Raw genomic sequence first — 22,776 nt, forward strand, 5'->3', positions numbered from 1 at the left:
TAACTCCCTGATCTGATTGAGCCACAGCCTGACGGTGTTGTGGCTTTAATAATTAAATGCGTGAAACGATGGCCGCTGCAACATCGGTGGTGGTATAGCCGCCCTGCGGATAAATATCAGGCGTCCCCACACCAGCTTCAACCGCCTCTGCAACTGCTTTTTCAATCGTACGAGCCGCTTCGTCTTGGCCTAATGAGTAACGTAGCATTAAGGCGGCACTTAAAATTTGTGCGATTGGGTTTGCCACCCCTTTTCCGGCGATATCAGGCGCTGAACCACCCGCGGGTTCATACAAGCCAAAGCCTGATTGATTTAAGCTAGCGGAGGGTAATAGACCCATTGAACCGGTGATCATCGCGCACTCGTCCGATAAAATATCACCAAATAAATTATCGCAAAGTAATACATCAAACTGGCTAGGTTGTTTAACCAGCTGCATCGCTGCGTTATCTACATAAATGTAATCTAAGCTCACTTCTGGAAAGTCTTTACTCACTTCGGTTACCACTTCGCGCCATAAAACGCTTGATGCTAAAACATTGGCTTTATCAACCGAGGTCACATGATTGCTGCGCAACTTAGCGGCCTCAAAAGCAAAACGTGCAATACGCTCTATCTCTTTACGTGAATAAGTTTGCGTATCAAATGCAGTTTCTTCTGCCCCTTCGCCACTGCGACCTTTCTCACCAAAATAAATACCACCCGTTAGCTCGCGCACACATAAAATATCAAAGCCTTTTTCGCTAATATCAGCACGTAGTGGTGATGCAGCGCTTAATGCGGGTAACAACTGAGCAGGGCGTAAGTTACAAAACAAACCAAAGTGCTTGCGCAGTGGTAACAGTGACGCGCGCTCCGGTTGGTCATTAGGTGGTAAATGTTCCCACTTAGGACCACCCACGGAGCCAAATAAAATAGCATCGGCGTTTTCACACGCTTTTAAGGTCGTATCAGGAAGTGCTTTGCCAAATTCATCAATGGCAGCACCACCAATAGCATGGTGTTCACGGTTCAGAGTAAAGCCAAACTTATCACTGACTGCATCAAGCACTTGCTCTGCAGCTGCCATAACTTCTGGGCCAATACCGTCGCCCGCTAATACGGCAACGCTGTAATGTGTTTTACTCATCCTGCTTTCCTTTGTTGTTTTAAATCAGACACTTTTTGTGCTCGATAAATTAAGTTATAAACCCGAACCATTGCGCGAACAGAGGCTTCGACCACATCGGCCGCAATACCGGCACCGTGATAAGGACGGCCATCATATTTAGCAATAATATTCACTTGTCCCAATGAGCTTGCACCTTGGCCGGTGGCCTCTAAATTGTATTCAATCATTTCAACGCTCATACCGGTTAAGCGCTCAATGGCTGCAAATGAGGCTTCTACCGGGCCATTACCTGTGGCCGCTTCTTGTTTTGCTTCGCCATCAATCAACAAACCTATCGTTGAGCTGGCTACCGATTGAGAGTTCGACGTAGAGTGAACAAACTCTAATTGATATTTTTCATCTTTGTCGCTGATTTGATTAAAGTAAATCATTGCTTCTAGGTCGTAGTCATATACTGTGCCTTTTTGGTCAGCTAACGCAACGAAACTTTGGTATAAGCTATCCATGTCGTAATCAGATTTTTGATAACCTAATTCTTCTAAGCGATGCTCTATAACATGACGCCCTGAACGCGAGGTCATATTTAATTGATTACTTGGCACACCCACACTTTCAGGTGACATAATTTCATAGGTATTTTGCGCTTTTAATACACCATCTTGGTGAATACCTGAACTGTGGGCAAACGCATTTTCGCCAACAATCGCTTTATTTGGCTGTACCGGCATATTACAAATTTTGGCTACTTGGCGAGAGGCGCGGTAAATTTCTTCGCTTTTTATATCGGTATATACGTTTAAATGGTCTTTGCGCATTTTCATGATCATCGCCACTTCTTCAAGTGAACAATTACCCGCGCGCTCCCCTATACCATTAATGGTGCATTCGATTTGGCGCGCACCGGCTTGAACGGCAGCAACAGAGTTAGCAACGGCTAAGCCTAAGTCGTTATGGCAATGCACACTTAAACGGGCTTTATCAATATTTGGCACGTTGTTCATTAAATGACGGATCATTGCTGCGTATTCATCTGGCGTTACAAAACCGACGGTATCTGGCAAGTTAATCGTGGATGCACCGGCACTAATAGCTTGCTCAACAATTTTGCATAAATCCCAATGTGGTGTACGTCCTGCGTCTTCACATGAAAATTCCACATCATCAGTGTAATTACGGGCAAGCTTGATTGATTTAACCGCCATCGCGGTTGCATCATCTAAGCTCATACGTAGTTTATGCTCAAGGTGTAAAGGGCTGGTTGCAATAAAAGTATGAATACGGCTTTGCTGTGCACTGCGAAGCGCCTCGCCACAGGCCTCAATATCTTTGGCAACCGAGCGTGCTAAGCCACAAATAATAGGGCCTTTTACTTCAGTGGCAATTCGCTGCACTGAGCGAAAGTCAGCGGGGCTCGAAACCGGAAACCCCACTTCCATGACATCCACATTTAAGCGGCTAATGGTATGCGCTAGTTGAATTTTATCATCTTCAGTCAGGCTTGCTTTAAGTGCCTGTTCGCCATCACGTAAGGTGGTATCAAAAATCCATACTTTATCTTGCTCTTGCATAACTGCCCCTCATTCCTGTGTTACCCAAATTTCGATTTATCCCTGCAGCGAGATAAAAAAAACCCCGCAATTGCGGGGTTTTGTTGTTTAGCTCAATGCAAACACACTAATCCCCGCTCACTTGCCACAGCAGTAAGAGGTTTAGTTTTAGTGTAATTAAACGATTAGTTTGCATTTGTTTTCTTGTGTGTGTGTCCAATGAGGCTTATTTTTATCATTGCAGCGCAGTAGGTGCAAGCATAAAAATGCCATAAAAATAATTACACAAGACTTTTAAGGGATTTTAAATTCAATAAATAGATAAAAAAGAGATAAAGAATTCAACCTTGGAGGGCGTGGCGTTTAAATTAACAAGCACCGTAAAGTACAGTGCTTATTTTAACTTTTTTTAATATTTACTCTTTCTTTTCTGCGCGTACGTAATTTGACGCACCACGAGTAATATAGCGTAACTGCCAAATAACTCGCTCAATTAATTCATCGCGTTGCTGACCTTCAATATCTAGCGCTTCGGCGCCAGCATTAAATACCAACGTAACCATAGCCTCTGCCTGAATATACGCATGAATCGCATCACAGGGCGTTTCACTTTCTAAATAATGAGCAAGCTCTAAAATAAAGTGTTTCACTTCACGTGCTACTGCCGCTCTAAATGCTTTTGAGGTACCCGAGCGCTCACGCAGCAATAACCTAAATTGATTACTAGAGTTATCAATAAACTCCATAAAAGTAACCACAGACGTATTTATTACACTGCCGCCACTGGCTATTCGCCTACGAGCTTGACGCATCAGCTGACGCAGCGTTAAACCCGCTTCATCAACCATGGTTAAACCTAGCTCGTTCATATCTTTAAAGTGACGGTAAAAAGAGGTGGGCGCAATACCCGCTTCGCGCGCTACTTCACGCAAGCTCAAATTTGAAAAGCTATGATCAGCACTAAGCTGATTAAAAGCAGCTTCTATTAATGCTTGTCGTGTTTTTTGTTTCTGTTGTGCTCTAACGCCCGACATCAACAGCTCCCTGAATGAATTTGTAATAAATTTTTAATTAAAAAAATAGCTAATAGTACAGTCTAATACTTGACGGCAGCAGATTGAAATATTATTTTAGCGTACAGTTGTACGCTGAGAAATGAGAAAGATGAAAAAACCACCACTTATATGGACCAACGTCCTTTTCTTTAGCCTGACGTTTTTGGCTGCTGTTACACTTGTACCTTGGTATGGGTTTAACTATGGCTTTACAGGCACACAATGGGCTGCTTTTGTAGCTTGCATGTTTTTCGCGGGATTATCGATCACTGCGGGTTACCATCGTTTATGGGCGCACAAAACTTACAACGCACACCCGGTCGTTGAATTTATTTTTGCCTTAGGCGGCGCGTTTGCTTTGCAAAACAGTGCACTGCATTGGAGCAGCGATCATCGTATTCACCACGGTCAAGTTGATGACCCTGTAAAAGACCCTTATGCCGCTACCAACGGCTTTTGGTATAGTCACATAGGCTGGATGCTGCGCGACTACCAAGGCGATAGCTACGGTGATTACAGCAATTGCCGCGACCTACAACGCAATAAAATTGTGATGTGGCAACATAAACATTATTTAAAGCTGGTAGTTGCCATGAATGTTGGTTTACCACTGGTATTAGGTTTAATGTTAGGTGATGTGTGGGGCATGTTATTACTAGCGGGACTACTTCGTTTAGTACTGAGCCAGCATTTTACCTTTTTTATTAACTCTGTTGCGCACATTTGGGGTTCTCGCCCTTACACAGAAAAAAATACCGCACGCGATAATGGCTTTTTAGCCTTATTTACTTATGGGGAGGGTTATCATAACTTTCATCATATTTTTGCTAGCGATTACCGCAATGGCATTAAGTGGTTTCATTACGACCCAACTAAATGGATGATCCGCTCGTTAGCAGCTCTTGGTCTAGCAAGTAAATTAAAGCGCACACCGGTTGAGCGCATAGAAAAAGCTAAAGCAGAAACCTTGATGAGCAAAACGCAAGGTCGACTCGCAAAATTGCCTTTAGCGCAAGATAAGCTTACATTATTACAACAAGAGTACGATTTGTTGCTTAAAAAACTGCAAAATTATTGCTCATTACAAAAACAAGTGTTGGAAGCTAAAAAAAATAATATGGCAAAGCAGTGTGAAAAGTCGGCATTAATGGCACAATATCACGAGCTTGAGGCCGCCTGGGAAACACAAAAACAGGCATGGCTAGCACTTAATGCGAGGTTATTAAAAGCCTCTTTTAGTTAAAATAGGAGTGGCTGTGGCCAAACAACCAGAAAAGAAAAAAGTACCCGTGACATACCAATATGATGCAATCATTATTGGCACGGGTCCTGGCGGTGAAGGGACCGCTATGAACCTCTCTAAAAGTAACAAAAAAGTAGCGGTTATTGAACGCCAAACAGCCGTGGGTGGTGGCTGTGTACATTGGGGTACCATTCCTTCAAAGGCACTTCGTCATTCTGTTAGTCGCTACATTGAATACAAAGCAAATCCTTTATTTAACGTAGGCGAGCGTCCGGTAAGACTTACCTTTCCTGATATTTTACGCCATGCCAGTTCGGTAATTTCAAAGCAGTCAAACTTACGCAGCAGTTTTTACGATCGTAACCGCATTCATATGTTTCAAGGCGACGCTAGCTTTGTTGATAAGCACACTATTGAAATTAGACGTAATGACGGTTCTACTGAGCGCCTTACTGCACAAACGATTGTTATTGCTACCGGCTCACGACCTTATCGCCCACCAGGGGTTGATTTCACCCACTCACGAATTTACGAAAGTGACACTATTTTAGGCCTTGAACACGACCCGCATCGCGTACTTATATACGGCGCGGGTGTAATTGGTTGTGAATATGCGTCTATCTTTAAAGGGCTAGGTGCCAAAGTCGACTTAGTGAATACTCGCGATCGCTTATTGGCGTTCATGGATGCTGAAATATCTGATGCATTAAGCTATCACTTTTGGAATAGCGGTATTGTAATTCGTCATAACGAAGAGTTTGATCGCATTGAAACCCGTGATGACTGCGTTGTTATGCATTTAAAATCGGGCAAACGTGTTAAAGCTGACTGTATTTTATTTGCCAATGGCCGAACCGGTAACACTGATACCCTTAATTTAGAAGCCATTGGCTTAAAAGCAGATAGCCGCGGACAGATAAAAGTAAACGAAACCTACCAAACAGAAGTAGACAATGTATACGCGGTAGGTGATGTTATTGGCTATCCAAGCCTTGCTAGTGCTGCCTTTGATCAAGGTCGAATTGCCGCAGATGCCATCGCGTGTGGTAATTGTGATGAAAAGCTGATTATTGATATTCCAGCCGGTATTTATACTATTCCTGAAATGAGTTCTGTCGGTAAAACAGAGCAGCAATTAACTGCTGCAAAAGTACCGTATGAAGTGGGACGTGCGCAATTTAAACATTTAGCCCGCGCGCAAATTGCAGGCACCGATGTGGGCAGTTTAAAAATATTATTTCATACAGAAACCAAAGAAGTACTCGGCGTGCACTGCTTTGGTGAGCGTGCCTCTGAAATTGTGCATATTGGCCAAGCTATTATGGAACAAAAAAATGGTGGCAACACCATCGACTACTTTGTAAATACCACGTTTAACTACCCAACGATGGCAGAAGCCTACCGAGTTGCGGCGTTAAATGGCTTAAATCGCTTGTTTAAGTAATATCAAGCACTAGGTAACAAAAAGCCCGCTTGAATCAAGCGGGCTTTTTTAATAACTCATCGTTATTTAGAAACTATTTATGATATTGCGCACTTAATTCATGCACGGCGTTAATGAATACACCGGCATTTTCTGGGTCAACATCTGGTGTAATACCGTGGCCTAAATTAAATACATGGCCATTGCCAGTACCAAAGTCTTCTAAAATAGTACCAACCTCTTGGCGAATACGATCAGGCGTACCATGAAGCATTGATGGGTCCATATTACCTTGCAGTGCTACTTTATCGCCAACACGACGTTTAGCATCACCAATGTTAATAGTCCAATCTAAACCTACTGCGTCACAGCCCGTTGCGGCAATCGCTTCAATCCACTGACCACCATTTTTGGTAAATAAAGTAACCGGTACTTTACGGCCATCGTATTCACGAATTAAGCCATCAACAATTTTATGCATGTATTGCAATGAAAACTCATTGTAATCACGCGGGCTTAGTACACCGCCCCATGAGTCAAATACCATTAGCGATTGCGCACCCGCTTTAACTTGCGCGTTTAAGTAATCTATCACCGAATCAGCTAGTTTATCGAGTAATAAATGCAGTGTTTGCGGCTCAGCAAACGCCATTTTTTTGATTTTACCAAATACTTTACTGCTACCACCTTCAACCATGTAAGTTGCAAGTGTCCAAGGCGAACCAGAAAAACCAATTAATGGCACTTCGCCTTTAAGTTCACGACGAATAGTGCTCACTGCGTTCATTACATAGCCAAGCTCATCGGTAGGATCAAGTTTAGGAATTTTTTTAACATCAGCTAGTGACGAAATTGGGCGTTCAAACTTAGGGCCTTCGCCGGTTTCGAAGTACAAGCCTAATCCCATTGCATCGGGAATAGTTAAAATATCACTAAACAAAATAGCTGCATCTAATGGGTAACGGCGCAAAGGCTGTAATGTTACTTCACAGGCTAACTCAGCATTTCTACACAGGCTCATAAAATCGCCCGCTTGTGCACGTGTAGCACGGTATTCAGGTAAATAACGTCCTGCTTGACGCATCATCCATACCGGCGTGACATCAACAGGTTGCTTGGCAAGGGCACGTAAATAACGGTCGTTTTTTAATTCGCTCATAGCGTATAGAGTCCTAGGGCTTTTAGAAATTGTGCAAGATTGTACCACCATATTCACGCCCCCTCTATCGCTAAGCGATTAAATCGCTACAGAGTAGCGCTAGATCAAGTAATTTTTAATTTTTATGTTGCTTTGTACATAAAACAACCAAACAAACGTTAATAATAAAAACTTTTCATTAAACTATTTGCAACATCTAAAAAGCTTGATATTGTATCTCCCGCGTTAACAAAACAATAACAAAAATTGTTAATATAAAAATAATAAAAATCTCTAATAAAAATAAGAATGCTTGTTTAAACAAGTCTAATAAAGAAATTAAACCACCGTAATAGGTGGTTTTTTCTTGCCTGGAATAAATTACTTACAACTTATACCCTTAAACAAAATTCCCTCTGGTATTACATCTATTTTACTTGTTGATATACACGCCAATTAAATATATCTTGGATAACATAAGTTTTATTTTTAATTTAAAAAATCCAACCCAGCTTAGGAGAAGAATTATGCTGAAGCGTGTAGAAAAAGCTCAACAAAAGTGGGGGGGTAGCCATACGGTCATCGATAATTGGTTAAACGAACGCCAAGAGCTGATTGTGCTTTACTGTAAAATTGCAGGCTTTTCACCTTATGAGAAAAAAGATCAGTCTTTGCCTGAACCATCACAAATTCAGGCATTTTGCCAAATTTTAATGGATTATTTATCGGCCGGACACTTTGAAGTGTACGACGATATTGCTAAAGCCTGCGAAAAGAAAGGCCTAGAAAGCCAGCAACTCGCTAATACGATATACCCACGTATTTCAGATACCACTGACATCGCTCTGGATTTCAACGATAAGTACGCTGAGGTAGACGCTGAAGATTTACTAGAAGGCTTTGATAACGATCTTTCAGTAATGGGTGAAGCACTCGAAGCGCGCTTTGCACTTGAAGATGAGCTGATTGATAACTTATTTTCTAATCATACTGACTAATTAGTTATTCGACGTAATAAAAAAGGGACCTAAGGTCCCTTTTTTATTATCTATAACGCTTATTCTGCAGCGGCAGCTCCTGCATCATTTTGAATTTCTAATAATTCAACTTCAAAAATAAGTGTTGAATTAGCAGGAATTTTACCTAAATCACGATCGCCGTAAGCAAGGTCTGAAGGAATAGTAAATTTGTACTTAGACCCTACAGGCATAAGTTGTAAACCTTCAGTCCAACCTGGAATTACACGGTTTAGTGGGAACGTTGTCGGCTCGTTACGTGAGTAAGAGCTATCGAACTCAGTACCGTCTAACAATGTGCCTTTATAATGTACTTTAACCACATCAGTTGCTACTGGTTTTGCGCCTTCGCCTTCGCTCATTACTTCGTACTGTAAACCAGACTCAGTAACCATCACGCCTTCTTTTTTAGCGTTATCAGCTAGGTATTTTTCACCTTCAGCTTTGCTTTTTTCAGACTCTACTTTTGCTTTTTCTTCTTGTTTAGTACGCACTGATTCGTCTAATGCTGTTAGTACTTCACGAATTTTCTCTTCGTCAATTTTTGCATTACCCGCAAGTGCATCTTCAAAGCCTCGCATTAATAAAGCTTGGTCTAATTCAATACCAATTTCTTTTTTATCCGCTAGATCTTTATTTAAAAAGTTACCTACTGATGCACCAATACCGTACGCTTGTTGCTGTGCTACAGTATCTAGCTTAACGTCTGCTTGCTCTTTTTTTGCTTCTTGATTACAAGCTGTAAGCGCTAAAACTGACGCTGCAATCAATGACAATTTAATCGTCTTTCTCATTTTAAATCTCCGACACACTTTGCAGTTGCCATTTATTGTAATATTACTAGTTAAAGATTAACGGCCTACATGGTAGGCTGCTTGTTTAATAGCTAAACTAAAAACATATCCAGTGATTAGACAAACAACCTAGGCGTTTAACGAGACCTAGTCTAACCTCTCAGTCACTAAGAGTTAAGAGGAAATACCTGTAATATGTCGTTATTTCGTACTTTTTTAGTCGCCACTTGCTGTTTATTAACAATTGCATGTAGTGATGAAAAACAACAAGCAGTGGCCAGTTTTGAGCACACTGCACAGGGCGCCTTTTCATCTGCGTTATCGCACGATGGTCAATACAGCTTAGTGTCTTCTATCCATCATGGGGTCGCCCTTTGGGATAATCAACAGCAAGCGCTTAAATACCAATGGTTTCAACAGCAGGCTGAAGATAGCTTAGTTTATGCCGTAGCCATTGCTTTTGATAATAGCGTGGCTGTTACCGCCGAAAAAACCACCTTTGCGGTCTGGGATATTGCCACCGGCAAAAATAAAGGCTTTTATAAAATACAAAAAGCCAGCATTCGCGATATTGCCATTAGCAACCAAGGCCAAAGTGTTGTTTACGGGCGCAGCGATGGCGTTGTGGTATTTATAAACCTTAACACAGGTAGGCGCATTGAATTTTTAGGCCATCAAGAAAAAGTAAATACCGTTGACCTATCACCCAACGGGCGCTATGCACTAAGCGGCTCTAACGATTATGTTGCCTACTTATGGGATACTCAAAGTGGGCAAGTAGTTCATCGCTTTAATCACCCAACCCGAGTAACGCAGGTCGCTTTAGATCCTCAAGGGCGCTATGCTTTTACCGCCGACAGTATGGCACAAGCAAATGTATGGAAGCTGACTACAGGTGACCTTGTTAGTAAACTAAAGTATATTGCGCGTCAGAAAATTTTTACCGCAGTGCGCTTTAACGATCAAGGCACTTTATTAGCAACCGGTTCACCCAATAAACGGGTTGATTTATGGCAGCTAACCAGCGGTGAAAAAATTCAAACATGGCAAGTCACTCCGCGAGAAGGCAGTAAGCCCAAATCGGCAGTGGTACTTGATGTGGCATTTACAGATAACGGTAAATCATTGTTAACTGAAAGCTCGAGCGGAATCGCTGAGCGCTTTATTATACGAGAACCAAATGAACACAATTGAACATCGGCTAATGGAACTTGAGGCTAAAGTGGCTTTTCAAGACGAAACAATTGAAATTTTGAATGATGAAATAAAAGTTCACCAGCAACAGTTGGCAAAAATAAAGCGCCAAACCGAATTGCTGGCTGAAAAACTTAAAGAGTCGCAAGCATCGCAACCTATGATGTCGAATATGCCGGAGCCTCCGCCACCGCATTACTAAACTGTTTAGGTTTAGTCGCCTGGATTAAACACGCCAATGATCTGTTCAAATTGGCGTGTTGATGCCTGCACAGCCTGCTCTGGTTGAGCCATTTTATGACCACACTGCATACATTCAACTTTTTCTACGTCATGCTCTTTGTAGAGCATTAACATATCCATGGTTTTACACTCAGGACACGTTGCTCCAGCAATAAATCGTTTTTTATGTTTCACTTCGTTTTTCCTACCATTTTGACTGACGTTATTTTATCGCAATATTTGCCTACTTGATACGATTGATATAGCTAATAAGATCCGTGTTATAATGGCCGCAATTCAATCAAGGCACAGTAAAGTAACGTATTTATGATCCAAATCTCAGAAATAGAACTGCTTCGCGGTGGCAAAGCTTTATTAAAAAATGCATCGGCTACATTATTTCCAGAGCACAAAGTAGGCCTTGTTGGTGCTAATGGCTGTGGTAAGTCAACGCTATTTAGTTTATTAAAGTCTGAGCTTTCGTTAGATGGCGGTAATTGCAGTATTCCTAAAGATTGGTCACTGGCCTCAGTAAAACAAGAAACCCCCGCCCTTGAAATAAGCGCTATAGATTACGTACTGCAAGGCCACCCTGAATATTATGCGCTACGAATTGCTTTACGTGAAGCTGAGCAAACCAATGATGGCGACACTCAAGCTAAAGTGCATATTCAGCTTGAAAATATTAAAGGCTATAGCATAGAAGCCAAGGCAGGAGAGCTATTACATGGCTTAGGGTTTGCTAATAACCAAATAGAAAACCCAGTAAGTGCATTTTCGGGTGGTTGGCGTATGCGTTTAAACTTAGCCCAAGCGCTTATTCGCGATGCCGACTTGCTGTTACTGGATGAGCCTACAAACCACCTTGATTTAGATGCTGTGTATTGGCTTGAGCGTTTTTTACGTGCCTACACTGGTACATTGGTACTGATATCTCATGACCGAGAGTTTTTAGATGCGGTGGTTGATCAAATTTGGCATATAGATAAACAACTTATCAATGTATATAAAGGCAATTACTCGCAGTTTGAACGCCAAAAAGCTGAGCGTTTATTACAGCAGCAAGCCATGTTTGAAAAACAACAAGATCAAATTGCCCACTTAGAGCAATTTATTACTCGTTTTAAAGCTAAAGCCAGTAAAGCCAAACAGGCACAAAGCCGCGTTAAAGCGCTAGAACGCATGGAAAAACTTGCCCCTGCACATGCTGACTCGCCATTTGATTTTGAATTTGCCGAGCCAACCGCTCTGCCTAACCCGCTAATGACACTCGACAAAGCGAAAGCCGGTTATGGTGATGTGACCATTTTAAACAGTATTAAGCTGAACTTAGTGCCAGGCAGCCGTATCGCTCTACTTGGTAGAAATGGCGCAGGTAAATCAACACTTATTAAGCTGCTCTCTGGTGACTTACAACCTCAAGCAGGTGAAGTGTTTCAGCATCAGGGGTTAAACATTGGCTACTTTGCGCAGCATCAATTGGAATCACTTGATTTAAAAGCCAGTGCCGTCACTCACCTGCAACGTTTAAACCCTAAAGCCAGCGAACAATCACTGCGTGACTTTTTAGGCGGCTTTGCCTTTGTAGGCGATAAAGCACTAGACCCTGTTGCCCCCTTTTCAGGCGGCGAAAAAGCCCGTTTAGTGCTGGCTATGTTGGTTTATCAAAAACCAAATTTATTACTACTCGATGAGCCAACTAACCACCTTGATTTAGAAATGCGCCACGCATTGGTTATGGCATTACAAGGCTTTGAAGGCGCTATGGTCACGGTATCGCATGATCGCCACATGCTTAAAAACACCGCTGATGAATTTTACTTAGTTGATAACGGCGAAGTTACTCAGTTTGGTTACGACCTAGACGCGTATTATCAGTGGCTGCTTAATGCTAATAAAGAAGCCGCTAAAAGCGACACCGATGACGAGCCAAAAGCCCACTCACAAGTAAACCGAAAAGAGCAAAAGCGCTTAGAGGCCGAGTTTAGAAAAGCGATTCAACCGCTTAAAAAGCAAATTGAAAAGCTTGAAAAGCAATTGGATAAATTTGCTGCAGAATTAGCTGACGTTGAAGAGGCGCTCGGCGATAACACACTTTATAACGATGAAAATAAAGCTAAGCTCAAAGAGCTAATTACCAAGCAAGCCACACTTACGCCTAAGCTTAATAATGTTGAAGAAGAGTTATTAATGGCCCTTGAAGAGATGGAACAAAAAGAACAGGCATTCGCCGATGAACTTGCTTAACAGCAACGATTTTTGGCAGTTTGCATGTCAGCTTTATAGCGAAGATGGCATGCAAGCGCGCCTGTTAGATTACCAAAACCTGCAAGGTAAAAACGTCAACCTATGCTTGTTGCTGTATTACTTAGATTCTCTCAATCTAGCTATTAACCAAACACAGCTGAGCAAGCTTGAACAATCTATTAGTGAATTTGAGCAGCAGGTATTAAAGCCTCTACGTACTACCCGCGCCTATTTAAAAACAAATCAAACCGAGATTACCGATTACGCCGCAATTCGAAAAGCACTTCTCGGCGCCGAGTTGAAGTTAGAAAAGCAGCAACAAATAATATTGATTGATGTAGTTAATAGTATGGATTTAACAGCCTGTTCAACGCCCAATAACAGCGATAAATATTTGGCATAATTTTTCACCATTATTTTCATCAGATCACTTATATTATGAATATTAACTCGTTATTTACGTGGTTACTTTGGTTTGTTTTATAAACCAAGCTGCATATCTTTGGCTTTGTATTGAAACACCTCTTCTAATGGCAAGTTAAAAACTATAGAAATTTTAAAAGCCACTTCTAGAGAGGGTGAATATTTATTTGCCTCAATTGCCATTACCGTTTGCCGAGTTACACCAATAGCATCTGCTAATTGCTTTTGCGTCATTTCATCGCGTAAAAAACGTAATGTTCGAATAGAGTTAGTTATTACATACTCATTCATAAATATTACCCGTTCTACCTTTATAAAGCTGCGCTATATAGTTGACTATTTCGGCAATCAAAAAAGCACCTACCATGACGTGCATTGGTAAGTATGGAATATTATATTCAATGGCTGGGCCCCAGTTATTAGCTTCAATTTGATATTGAACAATAGCAACACAAATTCCCGTCTGTAATATTATGGCCTTATATTTATAACCCACTAAATTTATTTGCTTTTCTCTCACATCAGGTGGCTGATTTAATTCATTATCACTGATAAATGAAAGTAATAAATAGCTCAATACTATAAGTATCACAGAATAAATTAACACCTGTAGCAATAAACCAGATAACCAAGAAACAGAACTAAGCTGCTGCGTACTCGCATTCATTAGGCTGTTTACATAAAAGTAAGATATATACACGCTTACTAGTAAATCGATACTCAGCGTCAGTTCTCTAAAACTTATGCTTTGTAAAAATTCTTTAAAGTGCTCTGAACGAGTCATATAAAGCTAACCCCAAGTAAAATATTTTTGACTTTAAAACTATAAGTTCACTCTTTAGCCATGTCAAATATATTTAACACCAGGTTTGTTTTATTTAACTTAAAACAAAGCAACGGTTATTCAAAGCTGAACTTTGCTGACCATCTTTATTATAAAAGTGATTAAAAAATCGCAGATAATTTACTAAAAAGTGCAAAATCGACTTAACTTTATTGATCAAAATCAACATCTGCATTGCCCATTTTATAATCTGTTAAATAGCTTGATCTGGATCATATCAAGCCCTGCCAAGCCAGCCTATGATTAACCCATAGACATCAGGAGGCCATTATGGACGTATTCTTTAGAGATTTTTTTAGCGACCCAGTACTATTTTTATCATTTGGATTTTTAGGCGTCGTTATTAGTTTATGCCTCTTCTTTGTGTATTTTTTCATGAAAAAAGTACACGATGCAGATATTAAAGAACAGCATTAAGCACGACGCACAAAGCGCCTTATTAGTTTACTGATTAGGCGCTTTTTATTTTTAAATATAAAAAATTTGCTACACTAGCGCTTCGTTTATTGCAAAGTGCGTAGTACAGACATGATCCCTAAGTTCAAACCCGCATGGTGGATGACCAACCGACACGTTCAAACCATAATGCCGCGTTTTTTTCGCCCTTTTCACCATACTCGCTACGAACTTGCGCAACTTGATACACCCGATGGTGACTTTATTGAGCTTGCTTGGTCACTCCCGCATAACGAAACGGCGCCGCTCGCAGTGGTACTTCATGGACTTGAAGGCAACATAAATAGTTTTTATGCCAAAGGCATGATGAAAGCATTAAAAAAGCAAGGGTTTGCAGTGGTGCTAATGCACTTTAGAAACTGCTCAACCGAAGTCAATCGCCTGCCAAGAGCCTACCATAGTGGCGACACTGCCGATTTAGCTTTTTTTATAAACCATTTAAAACAGCAATTTCCAAAGCGCCCGATTTTGGCGGTTGGCTTTTCATTGGGTGGTAATGTGCTGGCTAAATACTTAGGGGAAGAACACATTCACTGCCCGCTTAGTGCAGCCGCCGTGATATCTGCGCCCTATGATTTGTCATCATCTAGTGATGTTATTCGTAAAAGCTTAGGTAAAATTTACCAAAAATATTTGCTCGATCGGATGAAAAAGTCGATGCAACGCAAACTACCACAAATTAAACAGCAAATACCGATCACCACCGATCAGTTAATGGAAATTGACGATTTATTAGAGTTCGATAACCAGCTTACAGCACCGCTACATGGCTTTGAAAATGCGCACGACTACTACAAAAAAGCCAGTGCCATGCCGTATTTAAAAGATATTGCGACACCCACACTAATTATTCATGCCAAAGACGACCCTATGCTGTCGATTAAAGCAGTTCCAAGTAGTCAGGATGTAAGTGAGCATGTTACGCTGCGCATCTCAGAGAGGGGCGGCCACGTAGGTTTTATTAGCGGTAACAACCCATTTAAACCCGTGTTTTGGTTAGAGCAAGTGGTGCCTGATTATTTTAAGCAATGTGTATTTAATAACACCGATAAAGAGTGGCTATGATTATTCCTTTTGAACAACTTGATAAAGACACACTGTACAACCTAATTGAAAGCTACGTTTTGCGCGAAGGCACTGACTATGGCGAACAAGAGTTCAGTATTGAAAGTAAAGTAGCGCAAGTAAATCAGCAATTAAAAAGCGGCGAAGCTATGGTGTTTTTCTCTGAGCTACATGAGTCGGTCACCATAATTTCTAAAAGTGAATTCAAAGCACTACAAAGTGAAGAGCAACATCAGCAGCAATAACTATAAATTAAAGCTTAATTGTTGCTTTAATTTACTTGCTTGACGACGAGATATTTCAACTTGCGCACCATTACTGAGCTTTGCTAATAGCCCATAGTTAATAGTTTCTTCGAGTTCTATTATCGCGTCTAGTCGTATTATGTCACTGCGGCTTGCTCGTAAAAAGTAATCTGGATTTAAGCGAGCTTCAATTTTAGTTAAAGAGCTATGAATATAGGCCTTCCCGAATGCAGTATAGATCGCCGCATGATTACCAATACTTTCAAACCTTAAAATGTCTGCCAATTTGATAATTTTCATGTTCTCAGAAAATTTAACCATCAATTTAAAGTTATCATCTAAGTAACTAACAGGGCGCTGTGTCAGTTGCCCTTCCAGCTTTTCTAAGGTACCTTCTAAACGCTCTTTTACAATGGGCTTTAGTAAATAGTCAACGGCATTAAGACTAAAGGCATCTACAGCAAACTCGTTGTAGGCTGTGCAAAATATAATAGGTGTCTCACCTGCAAGCTGCTCTGCAAGCTCAATACCTGTGCCGCCCGGCATTTCAATATCAAGAAAAACAACATCAGGCTTATGCTTTTTTATTAATTCATTGGCATGGCTAATATTTTCAGCCTCATCAATTATATCTATGTGCTTATAAGGCTTTAATAACCGAGCTAACTCATTTCGAGCAAGGAGCTCATCATCAACAATTAATGCTGTTATGGTTGGCTTATTATGCAGCATAGGGCACCTCCAAAGTTGCATTAAACTGACAGCTCTGTTTTTCAATAAACAATTTACCTCGTTGCGCAAACATTAGTTCAAGTCTTGATTGAATATTCTGTAATCCTAATTTGGTGCCGGACTTAAGTTTCGTTTCATCAAAAGGGTTACTCACTGTAATCGTGACAGTTTCCCCTGTTCTGACTACATTTACTTTTATTTCTCCACCCTCTTCTAAATGAGCAATGCCATGCTTTGTGGCGTTTTCAATTAAAGTTAATAAAGCCATACTCGGTAACACAACTTTTTTTAACGAATCATCACACTGCATTGTTACTAAAAGCCGTTTACCAAACCTTACTTTTTCAATCGCTAAATAATGTTCACATACCTTCCACTCTTGATCAAAGTTGACGTGGGTTTCTAAGTCTGTGTTGAGGTTATATCTAAATAACTCCGAAAGCTGAGTAACAATATCAGCAGCTTTATCTTGATCTTGGTAAATCATGCCGCGAATTGTATTTAAAGTATTGAATAAAAAGTGAGGTTTTATTTGGTTTTTAAGGCTTTCAAGTTGCTGCTCTTTCAGCTGGCTCATAATAAGTTTTTTCTCTCTTCGCGATACAACAGCTAAGTAACAACTACTCCATATTAAACTCATTACTAATGCATTTAAAAAGCTTGAGATTATTCCGGTAAACTGTTTCTCATTCAAATCTACGGTTGTTTCTCCATACATTTGTATGCTCATACTCGACGCGCTCTCAGGTAAAATGAAAGGCGTAAAATAAATCACATTCAGCGTCTGCATTAGCGCTAACAAAATAGACAATGCACTTAACAAAAAAATATTGAGTCGTGCTATTTTTAACTTACCACATAGCCTGTTACCTAGGGTGTAAAGGATAAAATGTGTCAATAAAACAAATACGGATGCATGCGAGATAGTCCTTAAAAGCAAATTAGCATGGTGCTCAATTGACGTATTTAATAACGCAACTCCTAAACCATAGTTTATAAGCACAATACTAATAAAAACTAAAAACTGACAAAGCCAATAAGTTCGCATGGGCACACTCCTTTGATAATACACAGTATTGTACCCAAGCTATGTTAGTTTGCTACTCAAAACTTTGATATTAAAGTAAAAAACATTGATTGATTATTACCTACACTTAGGTAACCCGCGCTAAATAAAGCATATTTTGCCTTGGTTGTCTCAAGTGCCAACTTATACCCAGTCTCGTTTTTTAACGCATCGCGATGCTCTAGAGCCGCATTCACCACAAAATCCTTATAAAAATTATATTTGCCACCGAGACGAGTAATATTAAATGTTTGAGAACCAACGCGATTATTAACTTCAAGTTGCTGCTTCATTAATGCACTTTCGATATAAAAATGTGTCTTATTTGAATATGCCCAATTAACCCCTAAGGTGATTTCGGTTTGAGTTAAATTAGATTTACTGCCCTCTTCATTTATTTGGTGCTGCAAACGCCCATAAAGATCAACCTTACCATTAAGCTGGTCTTCTGAAAGCTCGCTCAATGAAGCTTGGTAATTAATACCAACACCGTTACCATCAAACACGTCTTTTATTTTGGCTGTTTGAAAGTCAACAGAGAAACCCTCATGGAATTTAAGCACTAAATCGGTTTTATCATCTGTTTCATTGGCGTAACTAATTGATGACAATCCCAGTAATAATACTGCTAAGGTTGGTTTTAAAGATAGTTTGCACTGCTTATTGTTGATAGTAAATTGCATAGTGATACCCCTTAAATTGCAGTACGCCTTAGATGCATACTGAGTCTTTGTTGGCTAGAACTATAACGATTACGCTTGATACCTTAGGGTAATAAGTGATTAATGGCTAAAAAAGAGGATAAACGGATAGTAGGCAGGACGAATCGATTGTTGTTACAATCATTAGCATTATTATAATAAAACAGGTAAGAACATGAAATTACGTCTAGCACTTAGCGCCATCGCACTCACCGTTGCAGGGGCACACGCTACGCAAGTTACCCCTTCGGATAAAGCAATCAAGCTTGCTCACGATACCATTTTAATCGACACCCACATTGATGTACCTTACCGTATTCATGATAAATGGGCAGATGTTACTAAAGCCACTGAGGGCGGTGACTTTGACTACCCACGCGCGGTTGAAGGTGGTTTAAACGCCCCATTTATGTCGATTTATATTCCTGCTCATTTAGAGTTTGAAGGCAAAGGCAAAAGCTTTCAATTAGCGAATCAATTGATTGATGGTATGGAAGCAATTGCACAACGTGCACCTGACAAGTTTGCCATTGCCAGCTCAACAAGCGATATCGAAGCACAATTTAAGCAAGGTAAAATGTCGATTGCTATGGGCATGGAAAACGGCTCACCCATTGAAGGCGATTTAAACAACCTACAGCATTTTTTTGACCGTGGTGTGCGCTATATCACCCTTGCTCACTCGCAAAGCAACCATATTTCTGACTCATCATACGATATTCGTCGCAAGTGGAAAGGCCTAAGCCCATTTGGTAAAGAGCTAGTAAAAGAGATGAATAATATCGGCATGCTGATTGATGTGTCTCATATCTCGGACGATGCGTTTTATCAAGTGATGGAACTGTCTAACACCCCTGTGATTGCATCACACTCATCACTACGTAAATACACACCAGGTTTTGAGCGTAATATGAATGACGACATGTTATTAGCTCTTAAAAAGAACGGTGGTGTGATTCAAATTAACTTTGGTTCAAGCTTTGTTACTGCTAAAGCAGGTACGTGGGGCAAACAGTTAAAGAGTAAAAAAGAAGCGGTAAAAAAAGATGGTACTAAGTTAAGTAAAGATTTTGATGCGATGTACCGCGCTAAAAACCCCTACCCATTTGCAAGCTTAGAGCAAGTACTTGATCATATTGATCACGTTGTGAAGCTAATTGGTATCGATCATGTTGGTATTGGCTCTGATTACGACGGTGTAGGTGACTCGCTGCCTATCGGCTTAAAAGATGTGTCTAGCTACCCAAACCTTGTACAAGGCTTAATGGATAGAGGCTACAGCGATAGCGATATTAAAAAGATTTTAAGCGGCAATACGCTAAGAGTGTGGAAGCAAGCTGAGCAATACGCAAAATCTCATTAAGCTTTACGCGCTAGGCTTAGGTCTAGCGCTTATAGCCACTTTAAACACCGTATTTCGCCACTCACGCCCCGCATTCTTAATTAACCTGTATATTTAACCCTCATTTAACACACTTTTTAACAGACTTATATTTCGAAAACAGATAAATTACCCATTTTAGAGGCTGATTATTTTATGACTATAAACAAAGGAACTATTGCGATTGCTATAGCAACACTTGCCTTGGTAATTTCATGCTACGGAACATTTTTTAAAGATCAGGCCAGTTCGCTTAATAAACCCAACCAGCAACAGCTAAGCTCCACAGTTTCTATTAGTACTCCTGCAGAATACCAGCAATCAAATGAAGCCCTAATTGACGAACTAAGCAAGAAAGTAAGTTCGCTACAACGCAAAATAGCAAACTTAAAACTGCACGCTAATGACTCTTATCAAGAACAAGATACCGACGAATTTAAGGAACTTGTTCTTGACGTACTAGAGGAAAAACAGCAGCAAGAAGATGAAAAACGACGTGAGCAAAACCCTCTTTATAGCTTTTATGCAGATTTACCAGAAGACTATGATTTAAGGATCAAATCAGAACCTGATTATGCAAAACAAATAAATTCTCAATTAAGAGAGCAAACTTTAGATCCAAGCATCTCTGATTTAAATAGGTTAGCTGCACTGAGCCAACTGCAAATGAATATGTATATTCTAAATAAATCTACTATGCCTGAGTATGACTATGAAGTAGTGGGTAACATTTTAAATTTAGCGAACAACAGTAGTGACGAAAAATTTAAAATTCAAGCTGTTGAGTTATCAACTCAAACACCGGTACTTGATTACCGCCTTGCAGAGCAGTTTACAAACTTGTTAGAGCAAGACACGAATGATTATATCCGTCGCTTAGCTGCACAAGGGTTGATGGCGCAATACTACCAAGCTCAAAATAAACAAGGTGGTTATACGAAGCAAATGGCGCAACATCTACTTTCAGTTTATGACAACAGCTCTGACAATGCAGTAAGGGCAACGCTTGACGAAATGATGGGTAACCAAGATATGCTTGATGAAATACGTAAGAATGCTGGTTACTAACTAATTAAGTCCATACTCCTACTTTGTTACAGCGATAACATTAATAATTACACTTTACCTCAGGCATAAAAAAACCGAGACTGAGCTCGGGTTTTATTAATGCTTAATGCATTACAACTAATGATTACTCTACGATAGTTGCTACAAAGCACCGATGCCTAAGTAAGTGCGCCACCTTCATGCTTTATCCTCTGAGTTCGATAAAACTCAACCCATGCTACGATGATCAAATTAATACCACTTTGCTCTGCCTGAAGCCTCGCACCTAATACCTGAAACCTGTATTTTTCTTGAGACATTAAAAAGCCCGACGCTAAGCTCGGTTTTTTTCATATTAATTAGCTAGGCTAATTATTACTCTACGATAGTTGCTACAAAGCACCTACCCCTAAGGTAAGAGCGCCACCTTCACATGAAGTAAATTGCAGACATTAAAAAACCCGAGGCTAAGCTCGGGTTTTTTTAGTATTAATTAGCTAGGCTAACTATTACTCTACGATAGTTGCTACAAAGCACCTACGCCTAAGGTAACTGCGCCACCTTCACATGATGTAAATCGCAGCCATTAAAAAAGGCCACCTAAGTGACCTTTTTCTAACAATTAACTTAAACGTTAATTATTACTCTACGATAGTTGCTACAACACCAGCACCTACAGTACGGCCACCTTCACGGATAGCGAAACGAAGACCTTCGTCCATCGCGATTGGCGCGATTAGCGTTACAGTCATCTTAACGTTATCACCAGGCATTACCATTTCTACGCCTTCTGGTAACTGTACGTCACCTGTTACGTCAGTTGTACGGAAGTAGAACTGTGGACGGTAACCTTTGAAGAATGGAGTATGACGACCACCTTCATCTTTCGAAAGTACGTATACTTCTGAAGTGAATGTAGTGTGTGGCTTGATTGAACCAGGCTTAGCTAGTACTTGACCACGTTCAACGTCTTCACGCTTAGTACCACGTAAAAGTGCACCAATGTTCTCACCAGCACGACCTTCGTCAAGAAGCTTACGGAACATCTCAACACCAGTACAAGTAGACTTAGTCGTCTCTTTGATACCAACGATTTCAACTTCGTCGTTCACGTTGATGATACCAGCTTCAACACGGCCAGTTACAACAGTACCACGACCTTGGATTGAGAAAACGTCTTCGATAGGCATGATGAATGGCTTATCGATGTCACGCTCTGGCTCTGGAATGTAAGTATCTAGTGCTTCTGCAAGCTCTACGATTTTAGCTTCCCATTGCTCTTCGCCTTCAAGTGCTTTAAGTGCAGAACCTTGAATTAGTGGTAAGTCATCACCTGGGAAGTCGTATTCAGAAAGAAGTTCACGAACTTCCATTTCTACTAGCTCAAGTAGCTCTTCATCATCAACCATGTCACATTTGTTCATGAATACAACGATGTAAGGAACGCCAACTTGGCGAGAAAGTAGGATGTGCTCACGAGTTTGTGGCATAGGACCGTCAGTCGCAGCAACTACTAAGATAGCGCCGTCCATTTGAGCAGCACCAGTGATCATGTTTTTAACATAATCGGCGTGACCAGGACAATCTACGTGTGCGTAGTGACGAGTAGGAGTATCGTACTCAACGTGTGAAGTTGAGATTGTGATACCACGCTCGCGCTCTTCTGGAGCGTTATCGATTGATGCGAAATCTTTAGCAACACCGCCGTATACTTTTGCAAGTACGTTAGTGATTGCTGCAGTTAGTGTAGTTTTACCGTGGTCAACGTGGCCGATTGTACCAACGTTTACGTGCGGTTTTACGCGTTCAAACTTTTCTTTTGCCAT

The 22,776-nt window shown here is 40.6% G+C and carries 24 protein-coding genes; 11 read left to right on the forward strand and 13 right to left on the reverse strand.

The genetic code is table 11. The annotated features are described in order from the left end of the window. Positions 1-52: 52 nt before the first annotated feature. The 3 genes from leuB to fabR form a co-directional block, all read right to left on the reverse strand. The gene (gene leuB / locus ND6B_RS15315) at positions 53-1,129 is read right to left on the reverse strand and encodes a 3-isopropylmalate dehydrogenase (RefSeq protein ID WP_013466156.1); all 1,077 of its coding nucleotides are present in this window, start codon (positions 1,127-1,129) and stop codon (positions 53-55) included. Continuing rightward, entirely contained in the window at positions 1,126-2,679 is a 1,554-nt protein-coding gene (gene leuA / locus ND6B_RS15310) for a 2-isopropylmalate synthase (RefSeq protein ID WP_033102774.1), read from the reverse strand. The genes leuB and leuA overlap by 4 nt, the downstream gene beginning before the upstream one ends. 395 nt (positions 2,680-3,074) lie before the next feature. Beyond that, positions 3,075-3,692 carry an HTH-type transcriptional repressor FabR gene (gene fabR / locus ND6B_RS15305; protein ID WP_013466159.1) on the reverse strand — a complete coding sequence of 206 codons (618 nt, stop codon included), beginning with the start codon at positions 3,690-3,692 and terminating at the stop codon, positions 3,075-3,077. A gap of 130 nt (positions 3,693-3,822) precedes the next feature. Between fabR and ND6B_RS15300 the strand changes: the two genes are divergently transcribed. Continuing rightward, positions 3,823-4,956 (forward strand): acyl-CoA desaturase, encoded by a 1,134-nt coding sequence (locus tag ND6B_RS15300; protein WP_024602170.1) that lies wholly within the window; start codon positions 3,823-3,825, stop codon positions 4,954-4,956. Between the two features lie 13 nt (positions 4,957-4,969). Beyond that, positions 4,970-6,400, forward strand: a complete 1,431-nt coding sequence (gene sthA, locus ND6B_RS15295; protein ID WP_016900074.1) for a Si-specific NAD(P)(+) transhydrogenase — start codon at positions 4,970-4,972, stop codon at positions 6,398-6,400. Positions 6,401-6,473: 73 nt separating this feature from the next. Here the strand turns inward: sthA and hemE are convergent, their stop codons facing one another. After that, complete coding sequence (gene hemE / locus ND6B_RS15290) at positions 6,474-7,538, reverse strand: uroporphyrinogen decarboxylase (RefSeq protein WP_013466162.1); 1,065 nt, start codon at positions 7,536-7,538, stop codon at positions 6,474-6,476. 506 nt (positions 7,539-8,044) lie between these two features. On the opposite strand from hemE, the gene ND6B_RS15285 reads away from it, so the two are divergent. Then, positions 8,045-8,515, forward strand: coding sequence for an Rsd/AlgQ family anti-sigma factor (locus ND6B_RS15285; protein WP_013466164.1), 471 nt, complete (start codon positions 8,045-8,047; stop codon positions 8,513-8,515). A gap of 59 nt (positions 8,516-8,574) precedes the next feature. Here the strand turns inward: ND6B_RS15285 and fkpA are convergent, their stop codons facing one another. Then, the gene (fkpA, locus tag ND6B_RS15280; protein ID WP_033102775.1) at positions 8,575-9,327 is read right to left on the reverse strand and encodes an FKBP-type peptidyl-prolyl cis-trans isomerase; all 753 of its coding nucleotides are present in this window, start codon (positions 9,325-9,327) and stop codon (positions 8,575-8,577) included. 195 nt (positions 9,328-9,522) lie between these two features. Here fkpA and ND6B_RS15275 point away from each other — a divergent pair, with 195 nt between their 5' ends. Then, complete coding sequence (locus ND6B_RS15275; RefSeq protein ID WP_013466166.1) at positions 9,523-10,521, forward strand: WD40 repeat domain-containing protein; 999 nt, start codon at positions 9,523-9,525, stop codon at positions 10,519-10,521. Continuing rightward, the gene (locus ND6B_RS15270) at positions 10,508-10,723 is read left to right on the forward strand and encodes a SlyX family protein (protein WP_013466167.1); all 216 of its coding nucleotides are present in this window, start codon (positions 10,508-10,510) and stop codon (positions 10,721-10,723) included. Before ND6B_RS15275 ends, ND6B_RS15270 begins: the two co-directional genes overlap by 14 nt. A gap of 11 nt (positions 10,724-10,734) precedes the next feature. Here ND6B_RS15270 and ND6B_RS15265 read toward each other — a convergent pair whose 3' ends face one another. After that, positions 10,735-10,938, reverse strand: a complete 204-nt coding sequence (locus tag ND6B_RS15265; protein WP_008114218.1) for a YheV family putative zinc ribbon protein — start codon at positions 10,936-10,938, stop codon at positions 10,735-10,737. Positions 10,939-11,070: 132 nt separating this feature from the next. Here ND6B_RS15265 and ND6B_RS15260 point away from each other — a divergent pair, with 132 nt between their 5' ends. Together ND6B_RS15260 and ND6B_RS15255 are read left to right on the forward strand one after the other, a co-directional pair. After that, a complete protein-coding gene (locus ND6B_RS15260; protein ID WP_013466169.1) occupies positions 11,071-12,990 on the forward strand; it encodes an ATP-binding cassette domain-containing protein in 1,920 nt (639 codons plus the stop codon). Then, positions 12,977-13,393 carry a TIGR02444 family protein gene (locus ND6B_RS15255; RefSeq protein ID WP_033102776.1) on the forward strand — a complete coding sequence of 139 codons (417 nt, stop codon included), beginning with the start codon at positions 12,977-12,979 and terminating at the stop codon, positions 13,391-13,393. The genes ND6B_RS15260 and ND6B_RS15255 overlap by 14 nt, the downstream gene beginning before the upstream one ends. 77 nt (positions 13,394-13,470) lie before the next feature. On the opposite strand, the gene ND6B_RS15250 is transcribed toward ND6B_RS15255, so the two are convergent. Both ND6B_RS15250 and ND6B_RS15245 read right to left on the reverse strand, forming a co-directional pair. Continuing rightward, positions 13,471-13,704, reverse strand: coding sequence for a helix-turn-helix transcriptional regulator (locus ND6B_RS15250; protein ID WP_028834818.1), 234 nt, complete (start codon positions 13,702-13,704; stop codon positions 13,471-13,473). Beyond that, positions 13,697-14,197, reverse strand: coding sequence for a hypothetical protein (locus ND6B_RS15245; RefSeq protein WP_013466172.1), 501 nt, complete (start codon positions 14,195-14,197; stop codon positions 13,697-13,699). The genes ND6B_RS15250 and ND6B_RS15245 overlap by 8 nt, the downstream gene beginning before the upstream one ends. Before the next feature lie 588 nt (positions 14,198-14,785). Between ND6B_RS15245 and ND6B_RS15240 the strand changes: the two genes are divergently transcribed. Together ND6B_RS15240 and ND6B_RS15235 are read left to right on the forward strand one after the other, a co-directional pair. After that, complete coding sequence (locus ND6B_RS15240) at positions 14,786-15,778, forward strand: hydrolase (RefSeq protein WP_033102777.1); 993 nt, start codon at positions 14,786-14,788, stop codon at positions 15,776-15,778. Next, positions 15,775-16,023 (forward strand): YheU family protein, encoded by a 249-nt coding sequence (locus tag ND6B_RS15235; RefSeq protein WP_028834816.1) that lies wholly within the window; start codon positions 15,775-15,777, stop codon positions 16,021-16,023. The genes ND6B_RS15240 and ND6B_RS15235 overlap by 4 nt, the downstream gene beginning before the upstream one ends. On the opposite strand, the gene ND6B_RS15230 is transcribed toward ND6B_RS15235, so the two are convergent. The 3 genes from ND6B_RS15230 to ND6B_RS15220 form a co-directional block, all read right to left on the reverse strand. Then, entirely contained in the window at positions 16,024-16,755 is a 732-nt protein-coding gene (locus tag ND6B_RS15230; protein ID WP_028834815.1) for a LytR/AlgR family response regulator transcription factor, read from the reverse strand. It abuts the gene before it with no gap. Continuing rightward, positions 16,745-17,485: a sensor histidine kinase gene (locus ND6B_RS15225; protein WP_160173134.1), complete on the reverse strand. Its 741-nt coding sequence runs from the start codon at positions 17,483-17,485 to the stop codon at positions 16,745-16,747. The genes ND6B_RS15230 and ND6B_RS15225 overlap by 11 nt, the downstream gene beginning before the upstream one ends. Before the next feature lie 374 nt (positions 17,486-17,859). Beyond that, a complete protein-coding gene (locus ND6B_RS15220) occupies positions 17,860-18,504 on the reverse strand; it encodes a hypothetical protein (protein ID WP_028834813.1) in 645 nt (214 codons plus the stop codon). A gap of 193 nt (positions 18,505-18,697) precedes the next feature. On the opposite strand from ND6B_RS15220, the gene ND6B_RS15215 reads away from it, so the two are divergent. After that, positions 18,698-19,885, forward strand: coding sequence for a dipeptidase (locus ND6B_RS15215; protein WP_028834812.1), 1,188 nt, complete (start codon positions 18,698-18,700; stop codon positions 19,883-19,885). Positions 19,886-20,059: 174 nt separating this feature from the next. Continuing rightward, on the forward strand, positions 20,060-20,971 hold the full coding sequence (locus tag ND6B_RS15210) for a hypothetical protein (protein WP_033102779.1): 912 nt from the start codon (positions 20,060-20,062) through the stop codon (positions 20,969-20,971). A 158-nt stretch (positions 20,972-21,129) separates the two neighbouring features. On the opposite strand, the gene ND6B_RS20255 is transcribed toward ND6B_RS15210, so the two are convergent. Both ND6B_RS20255 and tuf read right to left on the reverse strand, forming a co-directional pair. Next, the gene (locus tag ND6B_RS20255; RefSeq protein WP_164907914.1) at positions 21,130-21,270 is read right to left on the reverse strand and encodes a hypothetical protein; all 141 of its coding nucleotides are present in this window, start codon (positions 21,268-21,270) and stop codon (positions 21,130-21,132) included. Positions 21,271-21,591: 321 nt separating this feature from the next. Continuing rightward, entirely contained in the window at positions 21,592-22,776 is a 1,185-nt protein-coding gene (tuf, locus tag ND6B_RS15205; RefSeq protein WP_013463851.1) for an elongation factor Tu, read from the reverse strand.

It is taken from the genome of Pseudoalteromonas sp. ND6B (assembly GCF_000764215.1).
In the GTDB taxonomy this organism is placed as follows: Bacteria; Pseudomonadota; Gammaproteobacteria; order Enterobacterales; family Alteromonadaceae; genus Pseudoalteromonas; species Pseudoalteromonas tetraodonis.

Excerpts from the sequence above, each read along its gene's own strand:
- ND6B_RS15260 (WP_013466169.1), top strand. The coding sequence starts at position 11,071 with ATGATCCAAATCTCAGAAATAGAACTGCTTCGCGGTGGCAAAGCTTTA.
- ND6B_RS20255 (WP_164907914.1), bottom strand. The coding sequence starts at position 21,270 with ATGTCTCAAGAAAAATACAGGTTTCAGGTATTAGGTGCGAGGCTTCAG.
- ND6B_RS15255 (WP_033102776.1), top strand. The coding sequence starts at position 12,977 with ATGAACTTGCTTAACAGCAACGATTTTTGGCAGTTTGCATGTCAGCTT.
- ND6B_RS15270 (WP_013466167.1), top strand. The coding sequence starts at position 10,508 with ATGAACACAATTGAACATCGGCTAATGGAACTTGAGGCTAAAGTGGCT.
- fabR (WP_013466159.1), bottom strand. The coding sequence starts at position 3,692 with ATGTCGGGCGTTAGAGCACAACAGAAACAAAAAACACGACAAGCATTA.
- ND6B_RS15210 (WP_033102779.1), top strand. The coding sequence starts at position 20,060 with ATGACTATAAACAAAGGAACTATTGCGATTGCTATAGCAACACTTGCC.
- ND6B_RS15245 (WP_013466172.1), bottom strand. The coding sequence starts at position 14,197 with ATGACTCGTTCAGAGCACTTTAAAGAATTTTTACAAAGCATAAGTTTT.
- fkpA (WP_033102775.1), bottom strand. The coding sequence starts at position 9,327 with ATGAGAAAGACGATTAAATTGTCATTGATTGCAGCGTCAGTTTTAGCG.
- ND6B_RS15240 (WP_033102777.1), top strand. The coding sequence starts at position 14,786 with ATGATCCCTAAGTTCAAACCCGCATGGTGGATGACCAACCGACACGTT.
- ND6B_RS15300 (WP_024602170.1), top strand. The coding sequence starts at position 3,823 with ATGAAAAAACCACCACTTATATGGACCAACGTCCTTTTCTTTAGCCTG.
- hemE (WP_013466162.1), bottom strand. The coding sequence starts at position 7,538 with ATGAGCGAATTAAAAAACGACCGTTATTTACGTGCCCTTGCCAAGCAA.
- ND6B_RS15225 (WP_160173134.1), bottom strand. The coding sequence starts at position 17,485 with ATGAGCATACAAATGTATGGAGAAACAACCGTAGATTTGAATGAGAAA.
- ND6B_RS15230 (WP_028834815.1), bottom strand. The coding sequence starts at position 16,755 with ATGCTGCATAATAAGCCAACCATAACAGCATTAATTGTTGATGATGAG.
- ND6B_RS15235 (WP_028834816.1), top strand. The coding sequence starts at position 15,775 with ATGATTATTCCTTTTGAACAACTTGATAAAGACACACTGTACAACCTA.
- ND6B_RS15215 (WP_028834812.1), top strand. The coding sequence starts at position 18,698 with ATGAAATTACGTCTAGCACTTAGCGCCATCGCACTCACCGTTGCAGGG.
- leuB (WP_013466156.1), bottom strand. The coding sequence starts at position 1,129 with ATGAGTAAAACACATTACAGCGTTGCCGTATTAGCGGGCGACGGTATT.
- ND6B_RS15285 (WP_013466164.1), top strand. The coding sequence starts at position 8,045 with ATGCTGAAGCGTGTAGAAAAAGCTCAACAAAAGTGGGGGGGTAGCCAT.
- ND6B_RS15250 (WP_028834818.1), bottom strand. The coding sequence starts at position 13,704 with ATGAATGAGTATGTAATAACTAACTCTATTCGAACATTACGTTTTTTA.
- leuA (WP_033102774.1), bottom strand. The coding sequence starts at position 2,679 with ATGCAAGAGCAAGATAAAGTATGGATTTTTGATACCACCTTACGTGAT.
- ND6B_RS15220 (WP_028834813.1), bottom strand. The coding sequence starts at position 18,504 with ATGCAATTTACTATCAACAATAAGCAGTGCAAACTATCTTTAAAACCA.
- tuf (WP_013463851.1), bottom strand. The coding sequence starts at position 22,776 with ATGGCAAAAGAAAAGTTTGAACGCGTAAAACCGCACGTAAACGTTGGT.
- ND6B_RS15275 (WP_013466166.1), top strand. The coding sequence starts at position 9,523 with ATGTCGTTATTTCGTACTTTTTTAGTCGCCACTTGCTGTTTATTAACA.